The sequence below is a fragment of the Sulfobacillus sp. hq2 genome (assembly GCF_002903155.1).
Lineage (GTDB): Bacteria > Bacillota > Sulfobacillia > Sulfobacillales > Sulfobacillaceae > Sulfobacillus > Sulfobacillus thermotolerans.
The window spans coordinates 1-21,508 of the sequence record NZ_NWUL01000040.1 but is presented as its reverse complement, the minus strand read 5'-3'; the positions used below and the strand labels follow the sequence as shown (position 1 = coordinate 21,508).

General features: G+C 50.8%; 24 protein-coding genes and 4 tRNA genes. 18 read left to right on the top strand and 10 right to left on the bottom strand.

Annotation, left to right across the window (positions count from 1 at the left end; all coding sequences use genetic code 11):
* Positions 1-3 precede the first annotated feature (3 nt).
* The 8 genes from CO251_RS11775 to CO251_RS11740 are packed head-to-tail and all read right to left on the bottom strand — an operon-like array spanning position 4 to position 4,489.
* Complete coding sequence (locus CO251_RS11775) at positions 4-303, bottom strand: NADH-quinone oxidoreductase subunit K (RefSeq protein WP_103376016.1); 300 nt, start codon at positions 301-303, stop codon at positions 4-6.
* Positions 300-779 carry an NADH-quinone oxidoreductase subunit J gene (locus tag CO251_RS11770; protein WP_103376015.1) on the bottom strand — a complete coding sequence of 160 codons (480 nt, stop codon included), beginning with the start codon at positions 777-779 and terminating at the stop codon, positions 300-302. The genes CO251_RS11775 and CO251_RS11770 overlap by 4 nt, the downstream gene beginning before the upstream one ends.
* On the bottom strand, positions 776-1,183 hold the full coding sequence (locus CO251_RS11765) for an NADH-quinone oxidoreductase subunit I (RefSeq protein WP_103376014.1): 408 nt from the start codon (positions 1,181-1,183) through the stop codon (positions 776-778). Before CO251_RS11765 ends, CO251_RS11770 begins: the two co-directional genes overlap by 4 nt.
* A gap of 37 nt (positions 1,184-1,220) precedes the next feature.
* Positions 1,221-2,123 carry a complex I subunit 1 family protein gene (locus CO251_RS11760; RefSeq protein ID WP_103376013.1) on the bottom strand — a complete coding sequence of 301 codons (903 nt, stop codon included), beginning with the start codon at positions 2,121-2,123 and terminating at the stop codon, positions 1,221-1,223.
* Complete coding sequence (locus tag CO251_RS11755; RefSeq protein ID WP_103376012.1) at positions 2,120-3,235, bottom strand: NADH-quinone oxidoreductase subunit D; 1,116 nt, start codon at positions 3,233-3,235, stop codon at positions 2,120-2,122. Before CO251_RS11755 ends, CO251_RS11760 begins: the two co-directional genes overlap by 4 nt.
* On the bottom strand, positions 3,232-3,606 hold the full coding sequence (locus CO251_RS11750) for an NADH-quinone oxidoreductase subunit C (RefSeq protein ID WP_103376011.1): 375 nt from the start codon (positions 3,604-3,606) through the stop codon (positions 3,232-3,234). The genes CO251_RS11755 and CO251_RS11750 overlap by 4 nt, the downstream gene beginning before the upstream one ends.
* A complete protein-coding gene (locus CO251_RS11745) occupies positions 3,603-4,148 on the bottom strand; it encodes an NADH-quinone oxidoreductase subunit B (RefSeq protein ID WP_173677104.1) in 546 nt (181 codons plus the stop codon). The genes CO251_RS11750 and CO251_RS11745 overlap by 4 nt, the downstream gene beginning before the upstream one ends.
* Positions 4,139-4,489 (bottom strand): NADH-quinone oxidoreductase subunit A, encoded by a 351-nt coding sequence (locus tag CO251_RS11740; protein ID WP_242968570.1) that lies wholly within the window; start codon positions 4,487-4,489, stop codon positions 4,139-4,141. Before CO251_RS11740 ends, CO251_RS11745 begins: the two co-directional genes overlap by 10 nt.
* Positions 4,490-4,953: 464 nt before the next feature.
* On the opposite strand from CO251_RS11740, the gene CO251_RS11735 reads away from it, so the two are divergent.
* From CO251_RS11735 to yihA, 15 genes are all read left to right on the top strand, one after another.
* A complete protein-coding gene (locus tag CO251_RS11735; RefSeq protein WP_103376010.1) occupies positions 4,954-5,160 on the top strand; it encodes a hypothetical protein in 207 nt (68 codons plus the stop codon).
* Positions 5,160-6,971 (top strand): 4Fe-4S binding protein, encoded by a 1,812-nt coding sequence (locus CO251_RS11730; RefSeq protein WP_103376009.1) that lies wholly within the window; start codon positions 5,160-5,162, stop codon positions 6,969-6,971. Before CO251_RS11735 ends, CO251_RS11730 begins: the two co-directional genes overlap by 1 nt.
* A gap of 22 nt (positions 6,972-6,993) precedes the next feature.
* A complete protein-coding gene (locus tag CO251_RS11725; protein ID WP_103376008.1) occupies positions 6,994-7,314 on the top strand; it encodes a 4Fe-4S binding protein in 321 nt (106 codons plus the stop codon).
* Between the two features lie 31 nt (positions 7,315-7,345).
* Complete coding sequence (locus CO251_RS11720; RefSeq protein WP_103376007.1) at positions 7,346-7,612, top strand: ferredoxin family protein; 267 nt, start codon at positions 7,346-7,348, stop codon at positions 7,610-7,612.
* A 19-nt stretch (positions 7,613-7,631) separates the two neighbouring features.
* The gene (locus CO251_RS11715) at positions 7,632-7,961 is read left to right on the top strand and encodes an iron-sulfur cluster assembly accessory protein (RefSeq protein WP_158246317.1); all 330 of its coding nucleotides are present in this window, start codon (positions 7,632-7,634) and stop codon (positions 7,959-7,961) included.
* A 368-nt stretch (positions 7,962-8,329) separates the two neighbouring features.
* A tRNA-His gene (locus tag CO251_RS11710) sits at positions 8,330-8,406 on the top strand.
* Between the two features lie 37 nt (positions 8,407-8,443).
* Positions 8,444-8,520 (top strand) — tRNA-Arg (locus CO251_RS11705).
* A gap of 1 nt (position 8,521) precedes the next feature.
* A tRNA-Leu gene (locus tag CO251_RS11700) sits at positions 8,522-8,605 on the top strand.
* A gap of 6 nt (positions 8,606-8,611) precedes the next feature.
* Positions 8,612-8,686: transfer RNA gene (locus CO251_RS11695), tRNA-Gly, on the top strand.
* A 109-nt stretch (positions 8,687-8,795) separates the two neighbouring features.
* Entirely contained in the window at positions 8,796-10,109 is a 1,314-nt protein-coding gene (gene tig, locus CO251_RS11690) for a trigger factor (RefSeq protein ID WP_103376005.1), read from the top strand.
* Positions 10,110-10,112: 3 nt separating this feature from the next.
* The gene (locus tag CO251_RS11685) at positions 10,113-10,739 is read left to right on the top strand and encodes an ATP-dependent Clp protease proteolytic subunit (protein ID WP_103376004.1); all 627 of its coding nucleotides are present in this window, start codon (positions 10,113-10,115) and stop codon (positions 10,737-10,739) included.
* A gap of 49 nt (positions 10,740-10,788) precedes the next feature.
* Positions 10,789-12,060, top strand: a complete 1,272-nt coding sequence (clpX, locus tag CO251_RS11680; protein ID WP_103376003.1) for an ATP-dependent Clp protease ATP-binding subunit ClpX — start codon at positions 10,789-10,791, stop codon at positions 12,058-12,060.
* A 207-nt stretch (positions 12,061-12,267) separates the two neighbouring features.
* Entirely contained in the window at positions 12,268-13,956 is a 1,689-nt protein-coding gene (gene lonB / locus CO251_RS11675; RefSeq protein ID WP_103376002.1) for an ATP-dependent protease LonB, read from the top strand.
* Positions 13,957-14,148: 192 nt separating this feature from the next.
* Complete coding sequence (lon, locus tag CO251_RS11670; RefSeq protein WP_103376001.1) at positions 14,149-16,485, top strand: endopeptidase La; 2,337 nt, start codon at positions 14,149-14,151, stop codon at positions 16,483-16,485.
* Positions 16,469-17,041 carry a ribosome biogenesis GTP-binding protein YihA/YsxC gene (yihA, locus tag CO251_RS11665; RefSeq protein WP_103376000.1) on the top strand — a complete coding sequence of 191 codons (573 nt, stop codon included), beginning with the start codon at positions 16,469-16,471 and terminating at the stop codon, positions 17,039-17,041. Before lon ends, yihA begins: the two co-directional genes overlap by 17 nt.
* Here yihA and CO251_RS11660 read toward each other — a convergent pair.
* The gene (locus CO251_RS11660; protein ID WP_103375999.1) at positions 17,034-17,630 is read right to left on the bottom strand and encodes a histidine phosphatase family protein; all 597 of its coding nucleotides are present in this window, start codon (positions 17,628-17,630) and stop codon (positions 17,034-17,036) included. The genes yihA and CO251_RS11660 overlap by 8 nt on opposite strands.
* 248 nt (positions 17,631-17,878) lie before the next feature.
* Here CO251_RS11660 and CO251_RS11655 point away from each other — a divergent pair, with 248 nt between their 5' ends.
* The gene (locus CO251_RS11655; protein WP_103375998.1) at positions 17,879-18,412 is read left to right on the top strand and encodes a GNAT family N-acetyltransferase; all 534 of its coding nucleotides are present in this window, start codon (positions 17,879-17,881) and stop codon (positions 18,410-18,412) included.
* Here the strand turns inward: CO251_RS11655 and CO251_RS11650 are convergent.
* Positions 18,388-19,293: a hypothetical protein gene (locus tag CO251_RS11650; protein WP_103375997.1), complete on the bottom strand. Its 906-nt coding sequence runs from the start codon at positions 19,291-19,293 to the stop codon at positions 18,388-18,390. The genes CO251_RS11655 and CO251_RS11650 overlap by 25 nt on opposite strands.
* Before the next feature lie 186 nt (positions 19,294-19,479).
* On the opposite strand from CO251_RS11650, the gene CO251_RS11645 reads away from it, so the two are divergent.
* Both CO251_RS11645 and CO251_RS11640 read left to right on the top strand, forming a co-directional pair.
* Entirely contained in the window at positions 19,480-19,746 is a 267-nt protein-coding gene (locus CO251_RS11645; RefSeq protein WP_103375996.1) for a co-chaperone GroES, read from the top strand.
* Positions 19,747-20,052: 306 nt separating this feature from the next.
* Positions 20,053-21,508 (top strand): valine--tRNA ligase (locus CO251_RS11640; protein WP_103376036.1); only part of this gene is annotated, 1,456 nt, incomplete at its 3' end.

Genomic DNA, 21,508 nt, shown 5'->3' with positions numbered 1-21,508 from the left:
CGGTTATTCCTCCTTGTCATTTAATGCCTCAAAGGCTCTGACGTCCGTGGTGCGGTGACGATGGGCAAAACGCAATACCAAAGAGAGGCCCATGGTCGCCTCCGCTGCGGCTAGGGCAATGCTAAACACCACGACGATGGCCGTATGGGGGCCTGAAGGGTTTGTGGTCATGGCTAACAAAGCCATCCAATTGGCGGCTGTAATCAAAAGTTCCACTCCCATAAACAACAAAACAGCTTGGCGGTGACGCAGAATGATAAGAAAGCCCACCACAGCTAAGACCATTGCAGGTGCGTAGGTCATGGCAAATTGTCCTCCTGACGCCTCATGGCAATTGTTAGGGAACCGGCTAAAGCCGCCAAGAGTAAAATAGCGAGCAATTCTAATGACAAGCCTTGGTGTAAGAGGAGCTGACGCCCCAATTGGCGGCCTAAAATAGCACGGGATGTGCTGGGGTAAGAAATGGCTGCCAGAATGCCGGAGACGGGACTTAATAACCATGTGACAGCCCATAGCCGAGACTTGGGTTGAGCGCGGTTCCCATAGGGGGTTACCATGATCACGAACATCATCATAATGAGTACCCCGCCGCCGTATACTAAAATTTGGATGCCAGCCAGCATTGGACTGTGTAATTCACCGAAGATTGCGCCCGATCCGACCATCGCGCCGGTTAAGAAATACCCGGAAAGGAGCGGACGATCGGACAGTAAGACACCTAGTCCGCACGCAATGGTGAGTGCGCTGGTGGCGCCATAAAAGATCGCGAGCCAGTTCATACCATCTCCTCCTTAGGTTGAGATAGAAGACTGCGTCGAAGAGAATGGCGGTTTTCAGCGGCTATTTCAAATTCGGGGCCCATCACCAAACAGTGAGGGGGGCAGGCTTCTACACAGAGGTCACAAAACATGCATAAGCTATAGTCGATGTCAAACTGCTCGAGAATAAAGCGCCGATTATCTCCTCGTACGCCGCTGATAGTGAGGCAATTGACTGGACATACTCTCTCGCAGGCACGGCATACGACACAGTCTTCTACAATGAGGCGATGAATGCCACGAAATCTGGGGGGAGTGTAGGCTCGTTGTTCTGGATAGGGGTGTGTTACGGGTCGACGGAACAGATGGATGCCCGTAACCTGTAGTCCTTTGAGGAATCCGCGACTGATCTGCTTGATGCGCATGCGGGTATGCCTCCTGTCTAGTAGGTGTTTGCGGGGGTTACAAGTTCCACGCTACAAGCCAAAGAATATTTAATGAGGTCAATGGAATGAGAACCTTCCATCCCAATGCCATCAGTTGATCGGCTCGGATACGAGGAAGTGTGGCGCGCAACCAAATTACTACCGATACGGTCCCTAAAATCTTGAGACAAAGACTCCAAATGGGGCCGCCGCCGAGATAGACGACAGCCATGAGCCAAGCGAGGAATAATAGTTGAGCGTATTCGGAAACAACAAACAGGGCAAAGCGCACTCCGCTATATTCCACATGGTATCCGGCGACTAATTCGGACTCTGCTTCGGTCAAATCAAAAGGTGGACGATGGGCTTCGGCCATACCCGCAATAAAAAGGCTCAAGGCACCAAGCGGCTGCGTCAAAATATAAGGAAGAGGGTGCTGGTGCGATACAATCGTGGCGAGATTTAAAGAGCCTGCCGCCATCGCGGGCCCCAATAGCGCCAGCGTGAGTGGTACTTCGTAGCTCACCATTTGAGCGGTAGCCCTCAGTCCGCCTAATAATGCATACTTGCTGTGCGATCCAATGCCTGCAGCTAGAATTGCTAGCACTTCTAAGCTGAGAATGGCGCTGAGATAGAGAATGCCGATGTTCATATGGGGATCGAGTTCCGGCAAGGAGGCGAACGCCATGAAAACGGGCAGGAAGGCCATTACAGGCGCTAGTCTAAAGAGCCAGGGATGAGCGGTATGGGGCATGGTGTCCGCTTTTGACAACAATTTGATAATGTCCGCTAAAGATTGCCACAACCCCTGCGGCCCTACACGATTGGGGCCATGGCGCACTTGCAGGCGAGCTAATAGACGCCGTTCGTACCATAATAAGAAGGCCGCGACGGCTGGAATGGCCATGCCGACAACAAGGGCTACCAGCAAGGCTTTCATCGGTCAACCTCCCCTAAAACAATATCGATGCTGCCCAAAATCGCGACTGCATCAGAAACCATATGGCCGATTAGCAACTGGGAAAGAACCTGCAAGTTAAAGAGACTGGGCGGACGGATCTTCATGCGTTGGGCGTAAGCCGTACCGTTGCCCACGAGGTACACGCCTAGTTCCCCTCGCGGACCCTCTACCGCAAAATAGGTTTCTTGCTTCGGAAACTTTACCACTTTGGGGACGGATGCCATGATAGGTCCAGATTCCACCAAATCTAAAAAGATTTCCAAAAGGTCGAGGCTTACGGCCATTTCTTCGACCCGCACCTTATAGCGTGCGTACGTATCTCCGGCCAGATCAGTAATGATGCGTGGGGGTATTTCTGCATAAATGCCGTATGGTCGCTTCCACCGCAGGTCCCACGGAACGCCGCTGGCACGAAGCATGGGCCCGCTCAATCCATAATGCAGAGCATGGGTCCCATCGATGATGCCAATGTGTTCGACCCTGCGCCGGAAAATTTCATTATCATCAATCAGCGTTCGATACTCGGACAAGCGTTGTCGGAAATAGGGGATACCTGCTCTTACTTTTTTGAGCCACACATCTTCGGCATCATGATGAACGCCGCCAAATCGCATGTAGGCATAGGTGAGTCGGGCACCTGTAAGCTCCATCAGCAAATCAAGAACCATCTCGCGTTCCCGAAAGGTGTATAAAAAGGGGGACAGTGCGCCGACATCAAGAAGAAACGTTCCGAGCCATAAAAGATGGCTGGCGAAGCGATTTAACTCCATGACGATCCCGCGAAGAACTTGTGCCCGTCTGGGAGCTTCAATGCCTAAAAGAGCTTCGCCAGCCCCGATGTAAGCCATTTCATCAAACATGGCGGCTAGGTAATCCCAACGGTCGGGGTAGGGCTGGTACTGAATAGCGGTACGCCGTTCGGCGAGTTTTTCAAATCCACGATGTAAATATCCCATATACGGAGTAACGCCCACAATGGTTTCGCCTTGTAAATCGAGTACCATTCGGAACACCCCGTGGGTACTCGGGTGCTGAGGGCCGAGGTTTAACATTAGTTCTTCTTGTACAATCTCTTCTCGGTTGGGGGTCATGACGTCACCTCTCCTTCGGCGAGGGTATAGTGTTTGCGCAAAGGATGCCCGCGAAACTTATCTGGCAACAAAAGGCGGGTCAAGTGTGGGTGATGGTCATAACTGACACCAAACAGATCGTAGACCTCGCGTTCTTGAAAAATGAGGCCGGGAATCCAAGGGGTGAGTGATGGTACCGATGGCGCATTTGCATCGAGAATGACGGACAAGATGCGGTCGTCACCTTGTTCTAGATTGCGGAGAATGTAGATGAGCTCAAGATGCGTTTCATAATCGACGGCTGTATGCAGCACCGGATAGACGAAGCCTTCTTTAAGGCAATGGCGAGCTGTTTCTATGAGTTTGTCGACGGAAACAGACTGTTTAATCATACAGATCCCTCCGGCCAAAATGGATAGGAGCGTAGAGGCGCGGGGGTGCGATGTGAAGGGATAGCAGTTTTGCCGGTGATCTTCTCCTGCAGTTGGAAAATGCCCCACATTAAGGCCTCGGGACGCGGAGGGCACCCGGGAACGTAGATGTCAACGGGAACAATCTGATCAACGCCTTTAACGACGCTGTACACGTCGAAAAAGGGTCCGCCTGAGGTGGCGCATGCACCCATACTGATCACATAGCGCGGCATCGGCATCTGTTCGTAAAGACGTTTTAGAACGGGGGCCATCTTCTGGGTCACCGTACCTGAAACAATCATGACATCGGATTGTCTGGGGCTGGCGCGAAACACCATGCCGAAGCGATCGATATCGTAGTCGGAAGAACCCGTCGTCATCATTTCGATAGCACAACAGGCGAGCCCAAAAGTCATGGGCCACAATGAAGATTTTCTGGCCCATGATATCAATTCCTGAAGGACAGCAAATTGGACACCGTGTGCATTTGTTGAGCCTATATTGTCATGGTCTACTCCCACTTTAACGCCCCCTTTTTCCACGCGTATACCAAGCCAAACAGTAAGAGAGCAACAAAAATCATGGCTTGAAGGCCAAGGAGAGGAGGAATTTGGTGAAATGCGTCCGCCCATGGAAAAAGAATGGCGGTTTCGGCATCAAAGAGAACAAACACCATAGCAAACAGGTAGTAGCGCAAATATTGTGGCTGCCACGTGTCGCCTTCTGCGGCAATACCGGATTCATAGGGTGTATCCAGCGCACTGTCTGGATCGGTCTTTGGCCGTAATATTCGACCGAGCCGTTCCATTGAAAACGGGATGGTGAGACCCAAAATCAAATAGATCGCAACAATGCGCTCCATGATGCGCAACCTCCTGACCAGTAAACTCAAGCATTCTCCTGTAGCGACGGCGGTGACGGGTTCTGAAGAATGGTTATTAAGTACTACTATTGGCTGATATAATTTTCAGGTAAGTCAAACACATAGTATATTGTTAGCACACAAAACGCAATATGACAAACATTCTTGAAAGATTAAATAAAATCTACACTTGACTTTTTCCGAAAATGTTTTAAAACTAATCATAACCAATTGACTAGTTCCAAGTAATGCACTTGAGTTTCGTGTGGGTCAATTGGCTCTGCCAAAAGTATTAGAAAGTTCAGGAACTTCTCCGGCTTGAGGGTTAATCGTCATTGCTTTGAGCTCCTATGGAGGCTCATACGTCACCGTCATATATCCCGAGGGAAACCCCTGAGATCTGAGGAACGCGAGTATCGGGAGCCTATAGGCAAAAGGGCTAACTTAAGTTGGAGGTGGAATGCGTGGAGCGTTCGTCTGAGAGAAATCCCAATAAGAAATTTGACCAAGGCTTCTTAGGAGTCGGTTTGGTATTAGCGGGTCTATTGGTTTTGGGGGTCGATACTCGAACTCCAGACCTCATTACTGTTGATGTGATGACAATAGCATTATGGCTAAGTGTTGGGGCTGCGATGGTGATTAGCCGTTTCAATCAAGGGAGATGGGAATAATGGCCACGCCACAAAGAAAAGTGCCGACGACTTCGCCATATGCCCGTCCTCTTTACAAGTGGCTGGATCGGCTGGCGCCCATTGGATTGGCGCTATTTATGCTAACGGTGTTCGTGGACTATTCATGGTGGATGGTTCAATCCCCCGCCCGCATGATGAGTTGGCGAGGCCTAATCTTTTTCGCGATTTGGATACCCACGACGTTGTTTTACGTGATTATGGCCGTCAAAGACATCGTACAAAACTGGAATAGCCGATGGGAATTTGCAGGCCCCAAGGCGCGGAACCCATTAGCCGACACTATCGGCGTCCAAAAAGCGGATAGCCAACGCGAGTTTTTCCGCTCGGTGACCGGCAAGCGCTATGATTTAACTCAGCGACCGTTTTTTCGGTGGCTCTTCCACCGGCGGTGGTACCAATTTGCGGCTCAGCTCCCCAATGTGATTATCTTCAATATCGTGATTATTGCTGGTTTGATTGGAGTGGTGAACCCTAACCGGAACTTTGCTACCGTCATCACATGGTACGTGTGGTTTGGCGTATTGTTTGTTTTGATGATTGGGGTAGGGCGAGCATGGTGTTTGATTTGTCCGTTTAGTGCACAAGCCGAGTGGGTGCAGCGATTAGGGTTGTTTGGCAAGGGCAAGAAATTGTTGACATTGGGTTTGAAATGGCCGCAAAAATATTCGACGTTGCTCATTTCGGTCTTCTTCTTTTTGGGCTTGACATGGGCGGAAGAGTTTTACAATATTGCGGGACCTGGCAAGCCGGCGTTTACCTCCATGTTGGTGGCCGGCATTATTATTTGGGACCTCTTTTACGCGCTGACCTTTGAACGCCGCTCATTTTGCCATTATGGCTGTCCTCTTAATGGGGTTATTGGCGTAGTGTCGGCGGTGGCGCCGTTCGAAGGCTTTCGTGCCAAGGACCGCAGCTTGTGCAAGACTTGCACGACGAAAGAATGCATGAAAGGCAGCGAGCGCAGTTATGGCTGTGGTTGGTACGAATATCCAGGTAGTATGTCGTCCAATTTTTATTGCGGGCTCACAGGTGAATGTTTTAAAGGATGCCCATACGAAAATATTGGGCTTGCGGTTCATGCTCCCTTAAAAGAGGCTTATCAACCGCGTAAGAAACGTTTTGATGTCGCCATCGCTGTCACGCTGATGATGGGGGCGCTCTTCTTTGAGGTGATCAATGCGACCCCGCAATATGCCGCATTTGATACGTGGTTGAGTCAAACCACACGCTGGGACGTGGTCGCCAAATTGCTTGATGGCCAAGTATCAGCCTATCCCAATCCGCTTGATTATATGGGGATTATTCTTCTTTGGCCATTATTTGGCTGGGGAGTAGCGCGCTTAGGGAGCTTGCTAAGCCGCGGTCATATAGCTGCGCGTGAACTCCTTACGCGGTACGCGTATGGATGGATTCCCCTATTTGGATTAGGAATCTTAGCACGCCAATTGCCTAAGGTGTTGACCAACGGGCCGACGATTGCGCAGGTGATTTCCGATCCCTTTGGATTTGGTTGGAATATGCTCGGCACGGCCCATTTACACCTTTATGCTAGAAATTTCGCCCCCGACTGGATCCTCTATGTGCAATTGGGGTTGGTTGTCGTAGGAGGGGCCGCTTCCATGTTTGTCACGCAAAAGATTACTCAGCTGGACTTTCACGGACGACCTGGAGCTAGGGCTATCAATTGGTTGATGCAAGGTGTCATTGTTCTGCAAATGGGGCTTCTTCTGGCTCTGTATTTCTACATTGCACTTGTGGACCCGGGTCATCCGCTGTCTCCGCCCTTCTAAAATTTCAAGCGAGGTGAACAAGATGGGAACCATTGCCGTTGTCAATCATGAACGCTGCGTAGGGTGTGAATTGTGTACTCGTGCCTGCGGTGTGACGCATGCCATTGCGCTTAATCTGGAACGCAATTGGGTTGAAGTGTCGGAAGAGTTGTGTTGGGCTTGTGGTGCATGTGAAAGAATGTGCCCATTTAGCGCCATTATGCTTCCCCCGTGGGCTTTGCCCAATAAAGCTTTGCGAGATGCAATCTACGCACAGACAAGGCGACCCAAGAAGCATGGGGTGGCGGCTATGCAGGACCTTGAAGACGAGGATGAAGAATTGGCGGGCAGTCGCCTACATTGACGATCTATATCCGTTATGAGGGGGGATAAGTGTGGCGCATGTCATTACCGACCGATGCCGTGAGGCAAAGGATCAAAGCTGTGTAGAGGTATGTCCAGTGGACTGTATTCATCCTACCGCCTTTTTAGATGGGGATGAATCGTTTCAGACGACCACCCAACTATATATTAATCCAGATACTTGCATTGATTGTGGAGCCTGTGTTCCGGTTTGCCCTGTAGAGGCGATATTCATGGCCGATGACTTACCGGTCGATCAACAAAAATTTATCGAACTAAATGCGGCGTATTACCAATAACAATAAGGAGGGCAAAGACATGGGTGTACAATTGGAGGTCACTGCGCGTGCTGAGGAAGTGTTAGGTGAAATGGGGAAAAAACCTTTGGCGGCGTATATTCGCATCAGTGCAGGAACTTCTTGTGGATGTGGCAAGACCGGGTTCAAAATGCAGTGGGATGATCATAAACGATTTGGCGATACTATCATTAAAACGGCGGGGGCTCCCTTACTAGTCGATCGTCAGACGAAAGGGTATCTTCAAGGGGGAACCATAGACTATTCTCATGACATGGTGTCAAAAGGCTTTCGGATTACTACGGCGGCTTCGACAGGAACCTCTTGCGGATGTGGGCATTCGCATTCGTAAATATCGAGATGGAGATTATTTAGAGTCTTACGAGACCCGTTAAATAAGGAAGAATAAGTACACAAAGCGACGACGATCGTTACGAAAAACTATCGATATGCTTGCGATACGGTGAGTGGCTGACGTAGGCGCCAATACCATTGCAGGCATATCGATAAATGGGCGTTGCGCAAGATGACAAGATCTTGATGGCTTTGGTGATATGGTGCGCAAGACGACGACTGATTTAGTGGAGTCGCTTTTTATAGGTCAAAATGGCTTCTTGCAATTTTGTGAGAGGCATGATATTCTATACATCGTCACTACGGGGCTTGCGAATCTCACTCCCACGATTTTTGTGATCATCGATAAGCGCGGTAGTGGATATGGTGGATGTAGCTCAGTTGGTTAGAGCACCAGGTTGTGGCCCTGGGGGTCGGGGGTTCAAGTCCCCTCATTCACCCCAATAAATATTTTTATTCCCCGGTATGCCGGGATTTTTTGCGCCCGTAGCTCAGCTGGATAGAGTGTCGGACTTCGAATCCGCAGGTCGTAGGTTCAAATCCTACCGGGCGCACCAGGCGAGGGTGATGGAATGGCAGACATGCGAGACTTAGGATCTCGTGCCGCAAGGCGTAAGGGTTCAAGTCCCTTCCCTCGCACCATTGCATGCGGAAGTAGCTCAGCGGTAGAGCATCGCCTTGCCAAGGCGAGGGTCGCGGGTTCAAATCCCGTCTTCCGCTCCATTTGTCGAGGCGTTTAACGCCTCGTTTTTTTTGATGACTTGGACACTATCCCGTCACATGTTATAATCAACATATTTGTATCGGGCATTTGAGGAGGAATTAAGAAACAATGCAAGTGGCACTACAGCGGTTGCCGAAGTCGGTGGCGAAAGTTTCGGTTACGATTGACCCCAGTGATTTAAATAGTGCGATGGACAAGGCATTTCGTTCAGTTGTGGGCAAATATAATATTCCCGGGTTTCGTCGAGGGAAAGTTCCGCGTCCAATTTTTGAACGATTTGTGGGGCGGGAAGTGATTTTGCAAGAAGCGGCGCAGCAATTGGTCGAGAATCGCTATTCGCAAGCGTTGTCTGAGGCGGCTGTTGAGCCTGTTGCCGAACCGCGGATTAACATTACGAAGTTGGGTGATGGGGAACCTTTCGAATTCGATATTGAAGTGGAAAGCAAACCCGTTATAGAACTTCCTGACTACACCGATTTGCTGCATGAACCGTTAACGATTGCCGAAGTGACCGAAGAGTTGATTGCTGAGGAATTAGCGCAAGTTGCTAAAGGTCAAGCGCAAATGGTGCCGGCTGATGACCAGCCTGTCGCGAAAGGCGACCGTATTACCGTCACTCTCAAAGGCTTTTTAGAAGAAGAGGGGGAGAACGCGGAACCTTTCGTGGACGATGATTCCTACGTCATTGAAGTCGGCGCAGGGACCGTGGTGGAGGGCTTGGAGGATCAATTGATAGGGGTAATGGTCAATGAACCCAAAATCATCTCGTTGACCTATCCGGCCGAGCATCCTGAGGTGTCTTTAGCGGGGAAAGCGGTGCGTTTCGAGGTGACCGTGCTGGAAAACAAACGTCCAGAAGTACCACCGGTCGATGACGATTTGGCTAAGGCGGTTGGTCTGGAATCCATGCAGGAATTACGTGAACAAGTCGCGAATAACTTAAAGACCCGATTGGAGCAGGAAGCTAAGAATCAACGTCTCCAAACAATCATGGGTAAACTAAAAGAGCGTGTCGCGGTGGAAGTGCCTGACACCATGGTTGACCGGGCCATTCATAACCAGCTACACGAATTAGAGAATACGCTGGCGCGGATTGGGGCAACAACCGAAGAATACCTGGAAAGTCGGCAAATGACACCCGAAGCGTTGCACGAGGAATTCAGGCCTACAGCAACCGAGCGTGTCAAAGAAGAGGTTTTGCTCGAAGCGGTAGCGCGGTCTCAAAATCTCGTTGTGACGGATGAAGAAGTCATACAATCCATCAAGCCGATTGCGGATATGTATCGTCAATCGCTTGATGATATGGTGCGATGGTTCCGTAGCACCGGAGAATTTGAGGCAGTCCGTTCCAACTTGCTGTTATCGAAGGCAGGAGATTACCTTGCATCTACTGTCCTCGGTGCGCCTGAAAAAGGAGAGTGAACGATGAGTTTCGACTACCTGATTCCTATGGTGGTGGAGCAAACCAACCGTGGTGAGCGATCCTATGACATTTACTCACGGCTGCTGAAAGAGCGGATTATTTTTCTCGGCAATGCCATTGATGACGACGTGGCGAATTTAGTGGTCGCGCAACTGCTCTTTTTGGAAAGTGATGACCCGGACCGTGATATTCACCTTTACGTGAATTCACCGGGGGGCTCCGTCAGCGCAGGGCTTGGTATTTATGATACCATGCAATATATTAAGCCGGATGTGTCTACGATTTGCGTGGGGATGGCGGCTAGCATGGGTGCACTGTTGCTGGCAGGTGGAGCGCCGGGCAAAAGGTTTGCACTACCTAATTCTCGCGTGATGATTCATGAACCTTGGATTAACAATCTTGGTGGGAAGACTACCGATGTGGAGATTCAAATGAAAGAATTGCTCCGCAGCCGTGAAGCCTTGGCCAAAATTTTAGCCAAACACACGGATCATTCGGTGGAACAGATTCTGGAGGAGACGCAGCGCGATTACTGGATGACAGCAACCGAAGCTCGCGACTACCGATTAATCGACGAAGTGGTGGAACCACGTGGTAAAATGGTCCCTGAAACGCCGGCCGAGGAATAACTTATGGTCAGCTTGGTGATTGTAGGGGTGTCAAAGAGGGGGGCTTCTAATGTTCAAGTTCACCGATGAAAAAGGTCAGTTAAAATGCTCGTTTTGCGGCAAATACCAGGATCAAGTCAAACGTCTTATCGCTGGACCTGGTGGAGTCTATATCTGTGACGAGTGCGTTGAGCTTTGTTCGGAGATCATCGAAGAGGAACTCAGCGACGATGTCGAATTTGAATTAAAGGACATCCCCAAGCCGCAGGAAATTCGAGCTATTCTTGACCAGTACGTGGTGGGTCAGGACCGCGCTAAGAAGACCCTGTCGGTGGCGGTATACAACCACTATAAGCGCATAAACCTTGGCAGCAAAGTCGATGACGTTGAACTCCAAAAGTCCAACATTTTGATGTTAGGCCCCACGGGATCCGGGAAAACGTTACTTGCACAGACCTTGGCCAAAATTCTCAATGTGCCGTTTGCTATTGCCGATGCGACATCATTGACTGAAGCGGGGTATGTTGGGGAGGACGTTGAAAACATTCTTCTCAAACTGATTCAAGCGGCAGACTATGACGTCGAGAAAGCGGAAAAAGGGATTGTTTATATTGATGAGGTTGACAAGATTGCGCGGAAGTCTGAGAATCCATCGATCACGCGGGATGTCTCTGGCGAAGGGGTCCAGCAGGCGTTATTGAAGATTCTCGAGGGCACCGTGGCTTCTGTCCCGCCTCAAGGTGGCCGCAAGCATCCGCACCAAGAGTTTATTCAGATTGATACGACGAACATCCTCTTTATCGTGGGAGGAGCCTTTGATGGGGTCGACAAACTGATCAAACGTCGTATTGGACGCAAGGGTCTTGGATTTAATGCGGAAATTCAGATGCCGGAGCAGAACATTGGCGATGTTTTGGCGAAGATTATGCCAGAGGACTTGCTCAAGTTCGGGTTGATTCCGGAGTTTGTCGGTCGTCTGCCGATTCTGGTAACCTTGGACGCGCTCGATGAAGCGGCGCTCGTTCAAATTTTGACCGAACCCCGCAATGCGTTAGTCAAGCAATATCAGAAAATGCTCAGCCTCGATAACGTCGAGCTGGAATTTAAGGAGGAAGCGGTGCGTGCGGTGGCGCGTGAAGCCATGCGCCGTAATACCGGAGCTCGTGCATTGCGCGCGATCATTGAGGATATTATGCTCAATGTGATGTATGATATTCCGAGTCGCACCGATATTGCCAAGTGCATCATCACCCAAGATGTCGTCGAAAAGCGCGATGAACCACTTTTGGTGACGCAGGATCGGGCGAAGCGCGCGAAAAAGCAGAAAGAAGAAACGGCATAACGAGTGTCGTCAGATAGCACAAAGTCTCCCACTTCGGTGTGGAGACTTTGTGTTTTTGCGGCTAAAACCTCTCCTCCTTGGGCATAATTACCATAGACAACGCGACCAGAGACCCCAGCAATTGGCGTTCTGATAAACCCACATTCGGGTCACACTAAGCGAGCGGATACAAAAATTCATCGCGGCGACGCGGGGAGGAGGGGTACGGTGAACCTCGCTAATATCGTGACGTTCATTCAGTTCTTCTTTGCGATTGTGATCGGATTATATTTCTGGAACTTGTTGAAATCGCAACAAGGTAACAAGGTGGCCGTAGAGAAAGAGTCCAAAAAGGAGATTGAGAAACTGCGGCGATTACGCTCCATTCATCTAAGTGAACCGCTATCAGAGCGCACGAGGCCCTCGCGGTTTGATGAGATTATCGGGCAAGAGGAAGGCATTAGGGCATTGAAGGCGGCCCTTTGTGGACCGAATCCTCAGCATATTCTGGTCTACGGCCCGCCAGGGGTGGGAAAAACGGCGGCAGCGCGGTTGGTCCTCGATGAAGCGAAAAAAACCTCGTGGACGCCCTTCCAACCCGATGCTAAATTCATTGAGCTTGATGCGACCACGGCGCGTTTTGACGAGCGCGGCATTGCCGACCCACTCATCGGCTCGGTGCATGATCCGATTTACCAAGGGGCGGGGCCTTTAGGAATGGCGGGGATCCCGCAACCTAAGGCGGGTGCGGTCACCAAGGCGCATGGTGGAATTTTATTCATCGACGAGATTGGTGAGTTGCATCCTATCCAGATGAATAAATTGCTTAAAGTGTTAGAGGACCGACGGGTCATGTTGGAATCGGCCTATTATAATTCCGAAGACAGCAACGTGCCGTCACATATACAAGACATCTTTGAGAACGGCCTGCCGGCAGATTTTCGTCTCATCGGCGCCACGACCCGGCAGCCCCATGAAATTCCGCCGGCGATTCGGTCACGGTGTGTGGAGGTCTACTTCCGTTCCCTATTGCCGGATGAAATTCAGACCATCGCCACCAACGCGATTAACAAACTGGGAATGGAACATGAGCGCGGGGCGATTGAGGTTGTCAAACACTACGCGACCAACGGCCGTGAAGCGGTGAATCTGGTTCAAATCGCAGCGGGTTTGGCTATGACAGAGGGACGCCGCGCCCTCACCCAAGCTGACGTGGAATGGGTGGTAACGTCAGGGCAATACAATCCACGCCCCGACAAAAAAGTGGGAAGCGAGCCCCAAATTGGGGTGGTCAATGGATTGGCTGTATATGGACCCAATTTGGGCACCGTGTTAGATATTGAGGCCGTGGCGCAACCGGTCGAACCCGGCCAGGGACGGCTATATGTGACCGGGATTGTGGATGAAGAAGAAGTAGGCACCGCGGGACGAACTATTCGGCGGAAATCGATGGCCAAGAGTTCGGTAGAAAATGTGCTCACCGTGCTCCATAACCAACTGCAACTCGAATCGCGGGACTTTGATCTTCATGTCAATTTTCCCGGGGGAGTCCCCTTAGACGGGCCCTCGGCCGGAATCGCCATTGCTACGGCGTTGTACTCCGCTATGACAGGCAAACCGTGCGACAGCCGTTTGGCCATGACCGGCGAATTGTCTATTCGAGGCTTGGTCAAGCCGATTGGAGGCGTTGTGGCCAAAGTCGAAGCGGCCCGGTTAGCAGGATGCAAGAGAGTGCTCATTCCGCGTGACAACTGGCAAGAAGTCTTTCAAAATGCTGGCATTGAGGTGATTCCAATTGATTCCCTCAAGCAAGCCTTAGACTTGGCAACAGTGGCAGAGGAAACGGAAAAACACGCCGCTGCCGTCCCGCAGACGGATCTCTTAACAGCCAGTCCGTCTCCTTCTGTCGGTTCGTAACGAATGTTAAGACCTTGGAGGCGGTCCGCTTATAAGGACCGCCTTTTTTGACGACAGTGAGAAGGATTGTGCATAATGACGAAGACAGGACGTCTGTTGAACCTGGGAAAACCGCGGTATAAATACGACATAAAGGGTGTGTAATGGCCAGGTTTTGCGTATCATGTTTAGAAGGATAGGGAGGTGTAGACGATGGAGACACAATTACCGCTTTTGCCATTACGTGGCGTGTTAGTCTTCCCGTATATGGTGGTTCCGTTAGAAGTGGGGCGGGAACGTAGTCTAAATGCACTGGAGCAAGCCATGCTGGGGTCTCAGGAATTAGTCTTTGCTGCACAGAAGGATACGCGCTTGGACGAACCGACGAAGGACGACTTATACGAGGTTGGCATCATTGGAGAAGTCAAACAACTTTTGAAAATGCCGACCGGTGGGGCTAAAGTCGTGATTGAAGGACGATCGCGCGCCATCATACATAAGATTGAGGATGAGGGAACATATTTTCGTGCGGACGTCGAAGAAGTGGCGGAAGACACGGAAATAACGGATGAAACCGAAGCGTTGATGCACGCGGTTGTCGATTTATTTGAGCTCTACGTCAAGAATTCCAAAAAGATGCCAGGAGAAGCCTCGCTCAGTATCAATGTGGATGATCCGGGTCGTTTAGCCGATACCATTGTCAGCTCCTTAGATATTCGGACCGCCGAGAAGCAAGAAGTTCTGGAAATTTTTTCGGCGCATGAACGTCTTAACAAAGTTTCGGATATCTTATCCCGGCAAATTGAACTGTTAGAGATTGAAAAACGCATTAATGTGCGTGTGCGCAAGCAAATGGAGCGAACGCAGAAAGAATACTACCTCCGGGAACAGCTCAAAGCCATTCAAAAAGAACTGGGAGAGAATGACGACCATGTGGGGGAGGTCGAGGAATTACAACAACGTTTGGCTGCTATGGAGGGGCTGAGCGATGAAGTCCATGACAAAATTGCGCGGGAGATCGACCGCTTGACAAAGATGCCGTCGATGTCAGCGGAAGCGGTTGTCGTGCGCAATTATGTCGATTGGCTGTTGAGTTTGCCTTGGACGGTGCAAACGGATGAACGGGTGGACGTCGCTGAAGCCGAACGTATTTTAAACGAAGACCATTATGGGTTGAAAAAGGTCAAAGACCGGATTTTGGAATACTTAGCGGTGCGTCAGCTATCGCGAAGCCTGAAAGGGCCGATTCTGTGCCTCGTAGGGCCGCCTGGTGTCGGAAAAACATCACTCGCTCGCTCGATTGCTCGCGCTACGGGTCGCAATTTTGTGCGCATTTCTTTGGGGGGAGTTCGTGATGAAGCAGAAATCAGAGGACATCGCCGGACCTATGTTGGCGCCATGCCCGGCCGTATCATTCAAGGGATGAAGCAAGCAGGATCCAATAATCCTCTCTTTTTGCTCGATGAAGTCGACAAGATGGCGATGGATTTTCGTGGGGATCCTTCCGCGGCTTTGTTGGAAGTTTTAGACCCCGAACAAAACAACCGATTTTCTGATCATTATATTGAGTTGCCGTTCGACTTGTCGCATGTCATGTTTATCACGACCGCGAATGTCTTGCACACGATTCCGCGACCCTTGCTTGATCGGATGGAAACGATTGTTATTCAAGGATATACGGAAGAAGAAAAGCTACACATTGCGGCGCAGTATTTGTGGCCCAAGCAGATGGAAAATCACGGACTCACGCCAGAGATGGTCGAAATGAGCCGGCAAGCGACGGCAGCAGTCATACGGCATTATACGCGGGAAGCAGGAGTCCGACAACTTGAGCGGCAACTAGGAACAATTTCGCGCAAAGTGGCACGCGAAATCGTTCAAGGGCACCGAGGAACGGTTCATATTACCGTGAGCAATCTTGCGAAGTACCTAGGCCCGCATACGGTGCATCACCGGGAGGCGGAACAGGCGGACGAAGTGGGGATTGTTACAGGTCTGGCTGTAACCGAGGCGGGAGGCGATGTGATGCCGATCGAAGTGACTACGATGCCGGGCAAAGGACGGTTGAACTTAACCGGACAGCTTGGGGACGTGATGCAAGAAAGCGCGCAAGCGGCGTATAGTTATATTCGATCCAAAGCGAGCGATTTAGGGATCGACCCGCATTTTCATGAAACGCTTGACGTGCATGTGCATGTTCCTGAAGGGGCGATTCCCAAAGATGGACCATCGGCAGGGATTGCCATGGCGACCGCGATGATCTCGGCCCTGAGTCATGTGCCTGTGAAGGCGCACATTGCGATGACCGGAGAGATTACGTTGCGAGGTCATGTACTGCCCGTTGGGGGTATTAAGGAAAAGACCTTGGCTGCCCACCGTGTAGGAATTCGAGAAATTATTCTACCCAAGGATAATGCGCCGGATCTCGAGGATTTGCCAGCGAATATTCGCCGTGGTATGCAAATTCATTTGGTCGAGCATCTCGACACGGTATTGGAACTAGCGTTATCGGAAAAGATTGTGAGGGAAAAGGTTGGCACCGAAAAGTAATCGGTTAGTCGCCTCGGCGCTGCGGGTGGACGAAATGCCGCGGGATGGCAAGATCGAATTAGCGTTTCTTGGACGCTCCAATGCGGGGAAGTCCTCATTACTCAATCGGTTGGCTGGGGTGCAAGTTGCCCACGTAAGTGGCAAGCCCGGCAAGACACAACGCATTCATTTTTATTCCATGCCCAACTGGTATTTAGTAGACTTACCGGGGTATGGCTATGCGCAAGTCTCTAAGAGTCTGCGCGAAGAATTTGGACAAGCGGTTGAAGCATATTTGACCACCCGTCAACCCTTAATTGGGGGCATTTTAATCCAAGATATTCGGCGGGGCCCCCAAGAGGAAGAGTTTTCTTTACGAGACTGGGCCGCGGCGCGCAATTTATTCTTTATTGTTGTGGCGAGTAAACTGGACCGGATAAACAAAGCCGAGCAAAGAGAGCGAATTCGTGTTTTAGAGGACGCGTATGGCCAAAAAGTCTATCCGATTTCGAGTCGGACGGGCGAAGGTGTTGATGCAATCAAAGCCGCCATTATTGGCTTAGGACTGACTATTTAATCCACTCATATAAGGTGGGTTGTCCAAAGCGAATGGACGGCAACATCGGCCCTTTGATTTGATGTTGTTGATGCAGCAAGGTAATCAACAAGGAAATAAACCCTGCATGGGACACGAGCGCCATATGGGGATAATCATGCTGGTAGCGACGGAGGTGAACAATGGCTTCCGTCGCCCGTTGGCGCGATCGATCTTTTCCCTCGGGCCCTTGGTTGCGGAACCAATTGACGCGCAAGTAACTCCACCATACTTCGGCGGGCCACAAGCTTTTCAAGAAAAGGCTTGATGGTTCTGGCAGTTGAATGGGGATCTCTCGGAAAATCGGGTCCACAATAATAGGCGCTGTACGGCCGAAGATTTTAGCAGTCGCATGAGCCCGTGGGAGATCAGAGCACACCACTGCGTCCGGGATGGGGTACCGTTCATATAACTGTGCTAAACGAGCACTCTCTTCTGCACTGAGTGCTGCTAGGTCGTAAGATTCGAGGAACCGGTTAAACAAGTCTCGGTTCATAAAAAACGGGTTGCGGGGCAAGTCTGGTCGACCGTGCCGCATAACCCAAAACGTCTTCGCTGCGAGGGTGTCCATACTTAGAAGCTACCGAATTGGTCACCGGTCGTCAAGGGTTTGCGGCATAATCGGGCCAATTGAAGGATCCAAGCCGGTAGGGAATCGTCACATTCCGGAGGCGGGTCCGTATGATAGGAATAGAGGGTTACGGACGGAATTTCCATCCCTGCCAGAAGAAACTTGTCGTGAAATACGCCACGGGCACAGGAGACGAGCTCCCGTCTGTCGAATAGAGTATGGAGATCGAGACGAGGTGAGCAGATTTTATGGTCCTGACGCCAGGCGAAGAATATCAGTTTATACGACAGTTAACACCAAGCGATTTAGAACAACTCCAACAATGGGATCACGATCCTGAAATTACGGCGTTAAATGGAAAGAAATTTCAAAAAGACCATGATAGTGAACAATTGTGGTGGGAGGATTTGCTGACAAGCCGTGTCCGTATAGGATTTGCAATTATTGCGGATTGGCGTCTGATTGGGGACGTTGAACTAGAACACATTAGTTGGCGTTCACACCATGCGGAATTAAGAATTTCGATTGGCGACAAATCCTATTGGAATAGAGGCATTGGGACTTTAGCGGTGGGGGAAGTCTTAGATATTGCCTACTACCAACTCGGGCTGCGTCGTATTTATTTGCGTGTGAACACCGACAATCACCGTGCCATCAGAGCTTATGAAAAAGCCGGTTTCAAAAAAGTCGCGAAACTTGTCGCCAATGGGCGTCTGAAAGGCAACACAGATTTGTTACTAATGGAGTGTTTGTTTGATCAATATGTGGCTTTAAAGGCTTGATCGCTGGCCGCAGTGTCGACGCCAGAATAATAGGGTGGCCATGGTATGGACCCTTCTAACCCATAGAGGGCTCGCCCACGGTTATATTCTTGAGCAGAAATGCGTGTGGTTGCCGGCCACAGATGGTGCTGCACGCCTTGCTTAATCAGCGTGTTCCATAACGCCGGGCTCGATGGGCGGAGGACTTTCACGAGCGTTGGCGCTGGTGTCGTGTGAATATACCATAATGCAATGTTTAGAGCTGCTAAGAACTGGCTAAGATGAGCGCTTCGACCCGAAATGGTGACATCTGGGATGGGACCTGTTGAAGCCCCTAACCAGTTTAACGTTACGGTATGGGGATTGATCTTTGTCAGCGTTTGGAGCTGGGCAAGCGTGACCAAAACCCATGGCAAATGTCGTTGTGCCCATAAGTGTTCGATTTCCGGCCAAGGTAAGGGATGGAGGTCGGGACGGGTTTGGTTCAAGGTCATGACGGCATTAATGAGGGCCAGGTTTGTCGTCAGGGTGTTGGCATAATCGACAGGTAAGTGGCTCAGTTGACGCAAACGAAAATGCGGATCAGCCTGTGGCGCTGCTAAAAAAATATCCGGGGCGCTGGCAATACTGCCGGCCATGGGCCATCGTCCTGGGACCCAATCGACGTGGATCATGGCAGACGATGAATGAGTCCAGCGAACTTGGATATGCTGATCGCGGTAGAGATTCAAATTTTGTGCGATGGTCAGCGGCAAGCGCAGTGTGCGGGAAGGCACATTAAGGCTCACTGTGACGGTGGGCCACGCGGGCTGGGGCGGCACGGAGGTTTCCCCGCAGCCAGCCAAAGTCAAGAGGCCAAGCCCCAGGGCGGCCGAAAAGAGGCGCCGTGCGAGTTGAATCATTGGGATCCTCCCTGTTGTCCATGTTACCACCAGCGTATGCAGGACAACCTACAGTTAGACTACCGTGACCGAGAAAGGCCGTGGGGCGTTCATTGACACCCATGCTCGGTTAGATATAATGTTAGATGCCACACTTTTTGTGGAACATCAGATACAATACCGCATCAACCAAGGGGGATATTTCCAATGCAGGTCAAGCCGTTAGGAGACCGTGTTCTGGTAAAATTGGTCGAGGAACAGGAACGGACTCAGAGTGGTATATACATACCCGATACTGCCAAAGACAAGCCCCAAACCGGTTTGATCGTGGCCGTCGGCGACGGTGAGGACATTAAAGTCAAAGAAGGCCAGCGGGTCTTGTTTGCCAAATTTGCAGGAACTGAGATTAAGATTGGAAATGAGGATCACCTTATTTTGGCGACCGATGATATTCTGGCTGTGGTGGAAAACTAACAATTTCATCAGATGCTAGCTGCTGATGACGGGAAGAAGCAGGCCATTGGCGTTACAGAGAGCGAAAGGGTTTGGTGCAACGTTCGCACGTGCAGGCTTGTTAGTCGCCCCGGAGGTATCCTAGGAAGTTGCGCGCTGCAGCATTCCGGGACGGTTGTTGCCCGTTAACGCAAACGGAGGCTCTGTCATAGGCAGGGTGAATTAAGGTGGTACCGCGAAAGAGACTCTTTTCGCCCTTAGCGAAAAGGGTCTCTTTCTGTTGACACGACTTATGATGACATAATCTTCCACAACAAGGAGAGCGGCATGATGGAACTTAGTTCTCAATATTCAGCACGTGACGTCGAGCACAAATGGTATACATTTTGGCGGGAACGAGGGTATTTTAAGCCGTCCATGGATCCCAACGCCCCGACCTTCAGTATTGTCATGCCGCCCCCCAATGTTACGGGTGTTTTGCATGTGGGGCATGCTTTGAACAATACCTGGCAAGATATTTTGATTCGATTTCACCGAATGTTAGGAGACAATACGTTGTGGTTGCCAGGCACAGATCATGCAGGGATTCACACGCAAATGAAAGTCGACGAGCTTTTGCGCTCCCAAGGCATCGATCGCCGGGAAATCGGACGAGAAGCCTTTATCGACGAGGTGTGGCGGTGGAAAGAAAAGTACGGGGGGGAAATTCTTCGTCAGGTTGAGAAACTGGGCGCTTCCGTAGATTGGAGCCGGCTTCGTTTTACCATGGATCAAGGGCTATCCAAAGCGGTTACGGAAGTGTTTGTACGGCTATACGAGGAAGGCTTGATTTACCGGGGTTATTATATTACGAACTGGTGTGTTTCGTGCCGGACCGCCTTGTCTGATATTGAGGTCGAGCATGAAGATGAGCCAGGAACGCTGACCTATCTACGCTATCCTTTGGATCAAGAGGAAGGCTTTGTTGTGGTAGCGACCACGCGGCCGGAAACCATGCTCGGTGACACGGCCGTGGCGGTGCATCCGGATGACCCACGCTGGAAACATCTCATTGGACATCACGTACGCGTGCCATTAATAGACCGTGTGATCCCCATTATTGCCGATGCCTATGTGGATCCAGAGTATGGAACGGGCGCGGTCAAAGTGACGCCGGCCCATGACCCGAACGATTTTCAAATGGGGCAGCGGCACCATTTGCCGCAAATTCAAGTCATTGGCGAAGATGGCCGCATGACCGAGGAAGCTGGTGCCTATCAAGGTCTTGATCGCCAGCAGGCACGAGCCCAAATTCTGCAAGATCTGGAGGCCTTAGGCGTCATCGAAAAGGCCGAAGCCTTGGTACATTCCGTGGGTCATTGTGAAAAATGCGGGACGGTCATTGAACCGCTGGTTTCGTTGCAATGGTTTGTGCGAACGGCGCCTTTGGCGGAGCCTGCATTGGCGGCAGTGCGTTCTGGGGATATTCAGTTTGTGCCGCAGCGTTTTGAAAAGATTTACACGAACTGGATGGAAAATATTCGTGACTGGTGTATTTCCCGACAAATTTGGTGGGGTCACCGTATTCCAGCGTACTACTGCGATCACTGCCACGAAGTCACCGTAGCGCGAACGGCTCCAGATAGTTGTCCGGTGTGTCATGGACCCGTTCACCAAGATGAAGATGTCTTGGATACATGGTTTTCGTCAGCGTTGTGGCCGTTTTCCACCATGGGATGGCCTGAGGAAACGACCGATTTGGCCATGTTTTATCCCACGTCGGTATTATCAACGGCATACGATA

What these genes read in the sequence shown, in the direction of transcription:
- CO251_RS11775 (WP_103376016.1), bottom strand. Translation starts at nt 303, where the DNA reads ATGACCTACGCACCTGCAATGGTCTTAGCTGTGGTGGGCTTTCTTATC.
- CO251_RS11770 (WP_103376015.1), bottom strand. Translation starts at nt 779, where the DNA reads ATGAACTGGCTCGCGATCTTTTATGGCGCCACCAGCGCACTCACCATT.
- CO251_RS11765 (WP_103376014.1), bottom strand. Translation starts at nt 1,183, where the DNA reads ATGCGCATCAAGCAGATCAGTCGCGGATTCCTCAAAGGACTACAGGTT.
- CO251_RS11760 (WP_103376013.1), bottom strand. Translation starts at nt 2,123, where the DNA reads ATGAAAGCCTTGCTGGTAGCCCTTGTTGTCGGCATGGCCATTCCAGCC.
- CO251_RS11755 (WP_103376012.1), bottom strand. Translation starts at nt 3,235, where the DNA reads ATGACCCCCAACCGAGAAGAGATTGTACAAGAAGAACTAATGTTAAAC.
- CO251_RS11750 (WP_103376011.1), bottom strand. Translation starts at nt 3,606, where the DNA reads ATGATTAAACAGTCTGTTTCCGTCGACAAACTCATAGAAACAGCTCGC.
- CO251_RS11740 (WP_242968570.1), bottom strand. Translation starts at nt 4,489, where the DNA reads ATGGAGCGCATTGTTGCGATCTATTTGATTTTGGGTCTCACCATCCCG.
- CO251_RS11730 (WP_103376009.1), top strand. Translation starts at nt 5,160, where the DNA reads ATGGCCACGCCACAAAGAAAAGTGCCGACGACTTCGCCATATGCCCGT.
- CO251_RS11725 (WP_103376008.1), top strand. Translation starts at nt 6,994, where the DNA reads ATGGGAACCATTGCCGTTGTCAATCATGAACGCTGCGTAGGGTGTGAA.
- CO251_RS11715 (WP_158246317.1), top strand. Translation starts at nt 7,632, where the DNA reads ATGGGTGTACAATTGGAGGTCACTGCGCGTGCTGAGGAAGTGTTAGGT.
- tig (WP_103376005.1), top strand. Translation starts at nt 8,796, where the DNA reads ATGCAAGTGGCACTACAGCGGTTGCCGAAGTCGGTGGCGAAAGTTTCG.
- CO251_RS11685 (WP_103376004.1), top strand. Translation starts at nt 10,113, where the DNA reads ATGAGTTTCGACTACCTGATTCCTATGGTGGTGGAGCAAACCAACCGT.
- clpX (WP_103376003.1), top strand. Translation starts at nt 10,789, where the DNA reads ATGTTCAAGTTCACCGATGAAAAAGGTCAGTTAAAATGCTCGTTTTGC.
- lon (WP_103376001.1), top strand. Translation starts at nt 14,149, where the DNA reads ATGGAGACACAATTACCGCTTTTGCCATTACGTGGCGTGTTAGTCTTC.
- CO251_RS11660 (WP_103375999.1), bottom strand. Translation starts at nt 17,630, where the DNA reads ATGGACACCCTCGCAGCGAAGACGTTTTGGGTTATGCGGCACGGTCGA.
- CO251_RS11655 (WP_103375998.1), top strand. Translation starts at nt 17,879, where the DNA reads ATGGTCCTGACGCCAGGCGAAGAATATCAGTTTATACGACAGTTAACA.
- CO251_RS11650 (WP_103375997.1), bottom strand. Translation starts at nt 19,293, where the DNA reads ATGATTCAACTCGCACGGCGCCTCTTTTCGGCCGCCCTGGGGCTTGGC.
- CO251_RS11645 (WP_103375996.1), top strand. Translation starts at nt 19,480, where the DNA reads ATGCAGGTCAAGCCGTTAGGAGACCGTGTTCTGGTAAAATTGGTCGAG.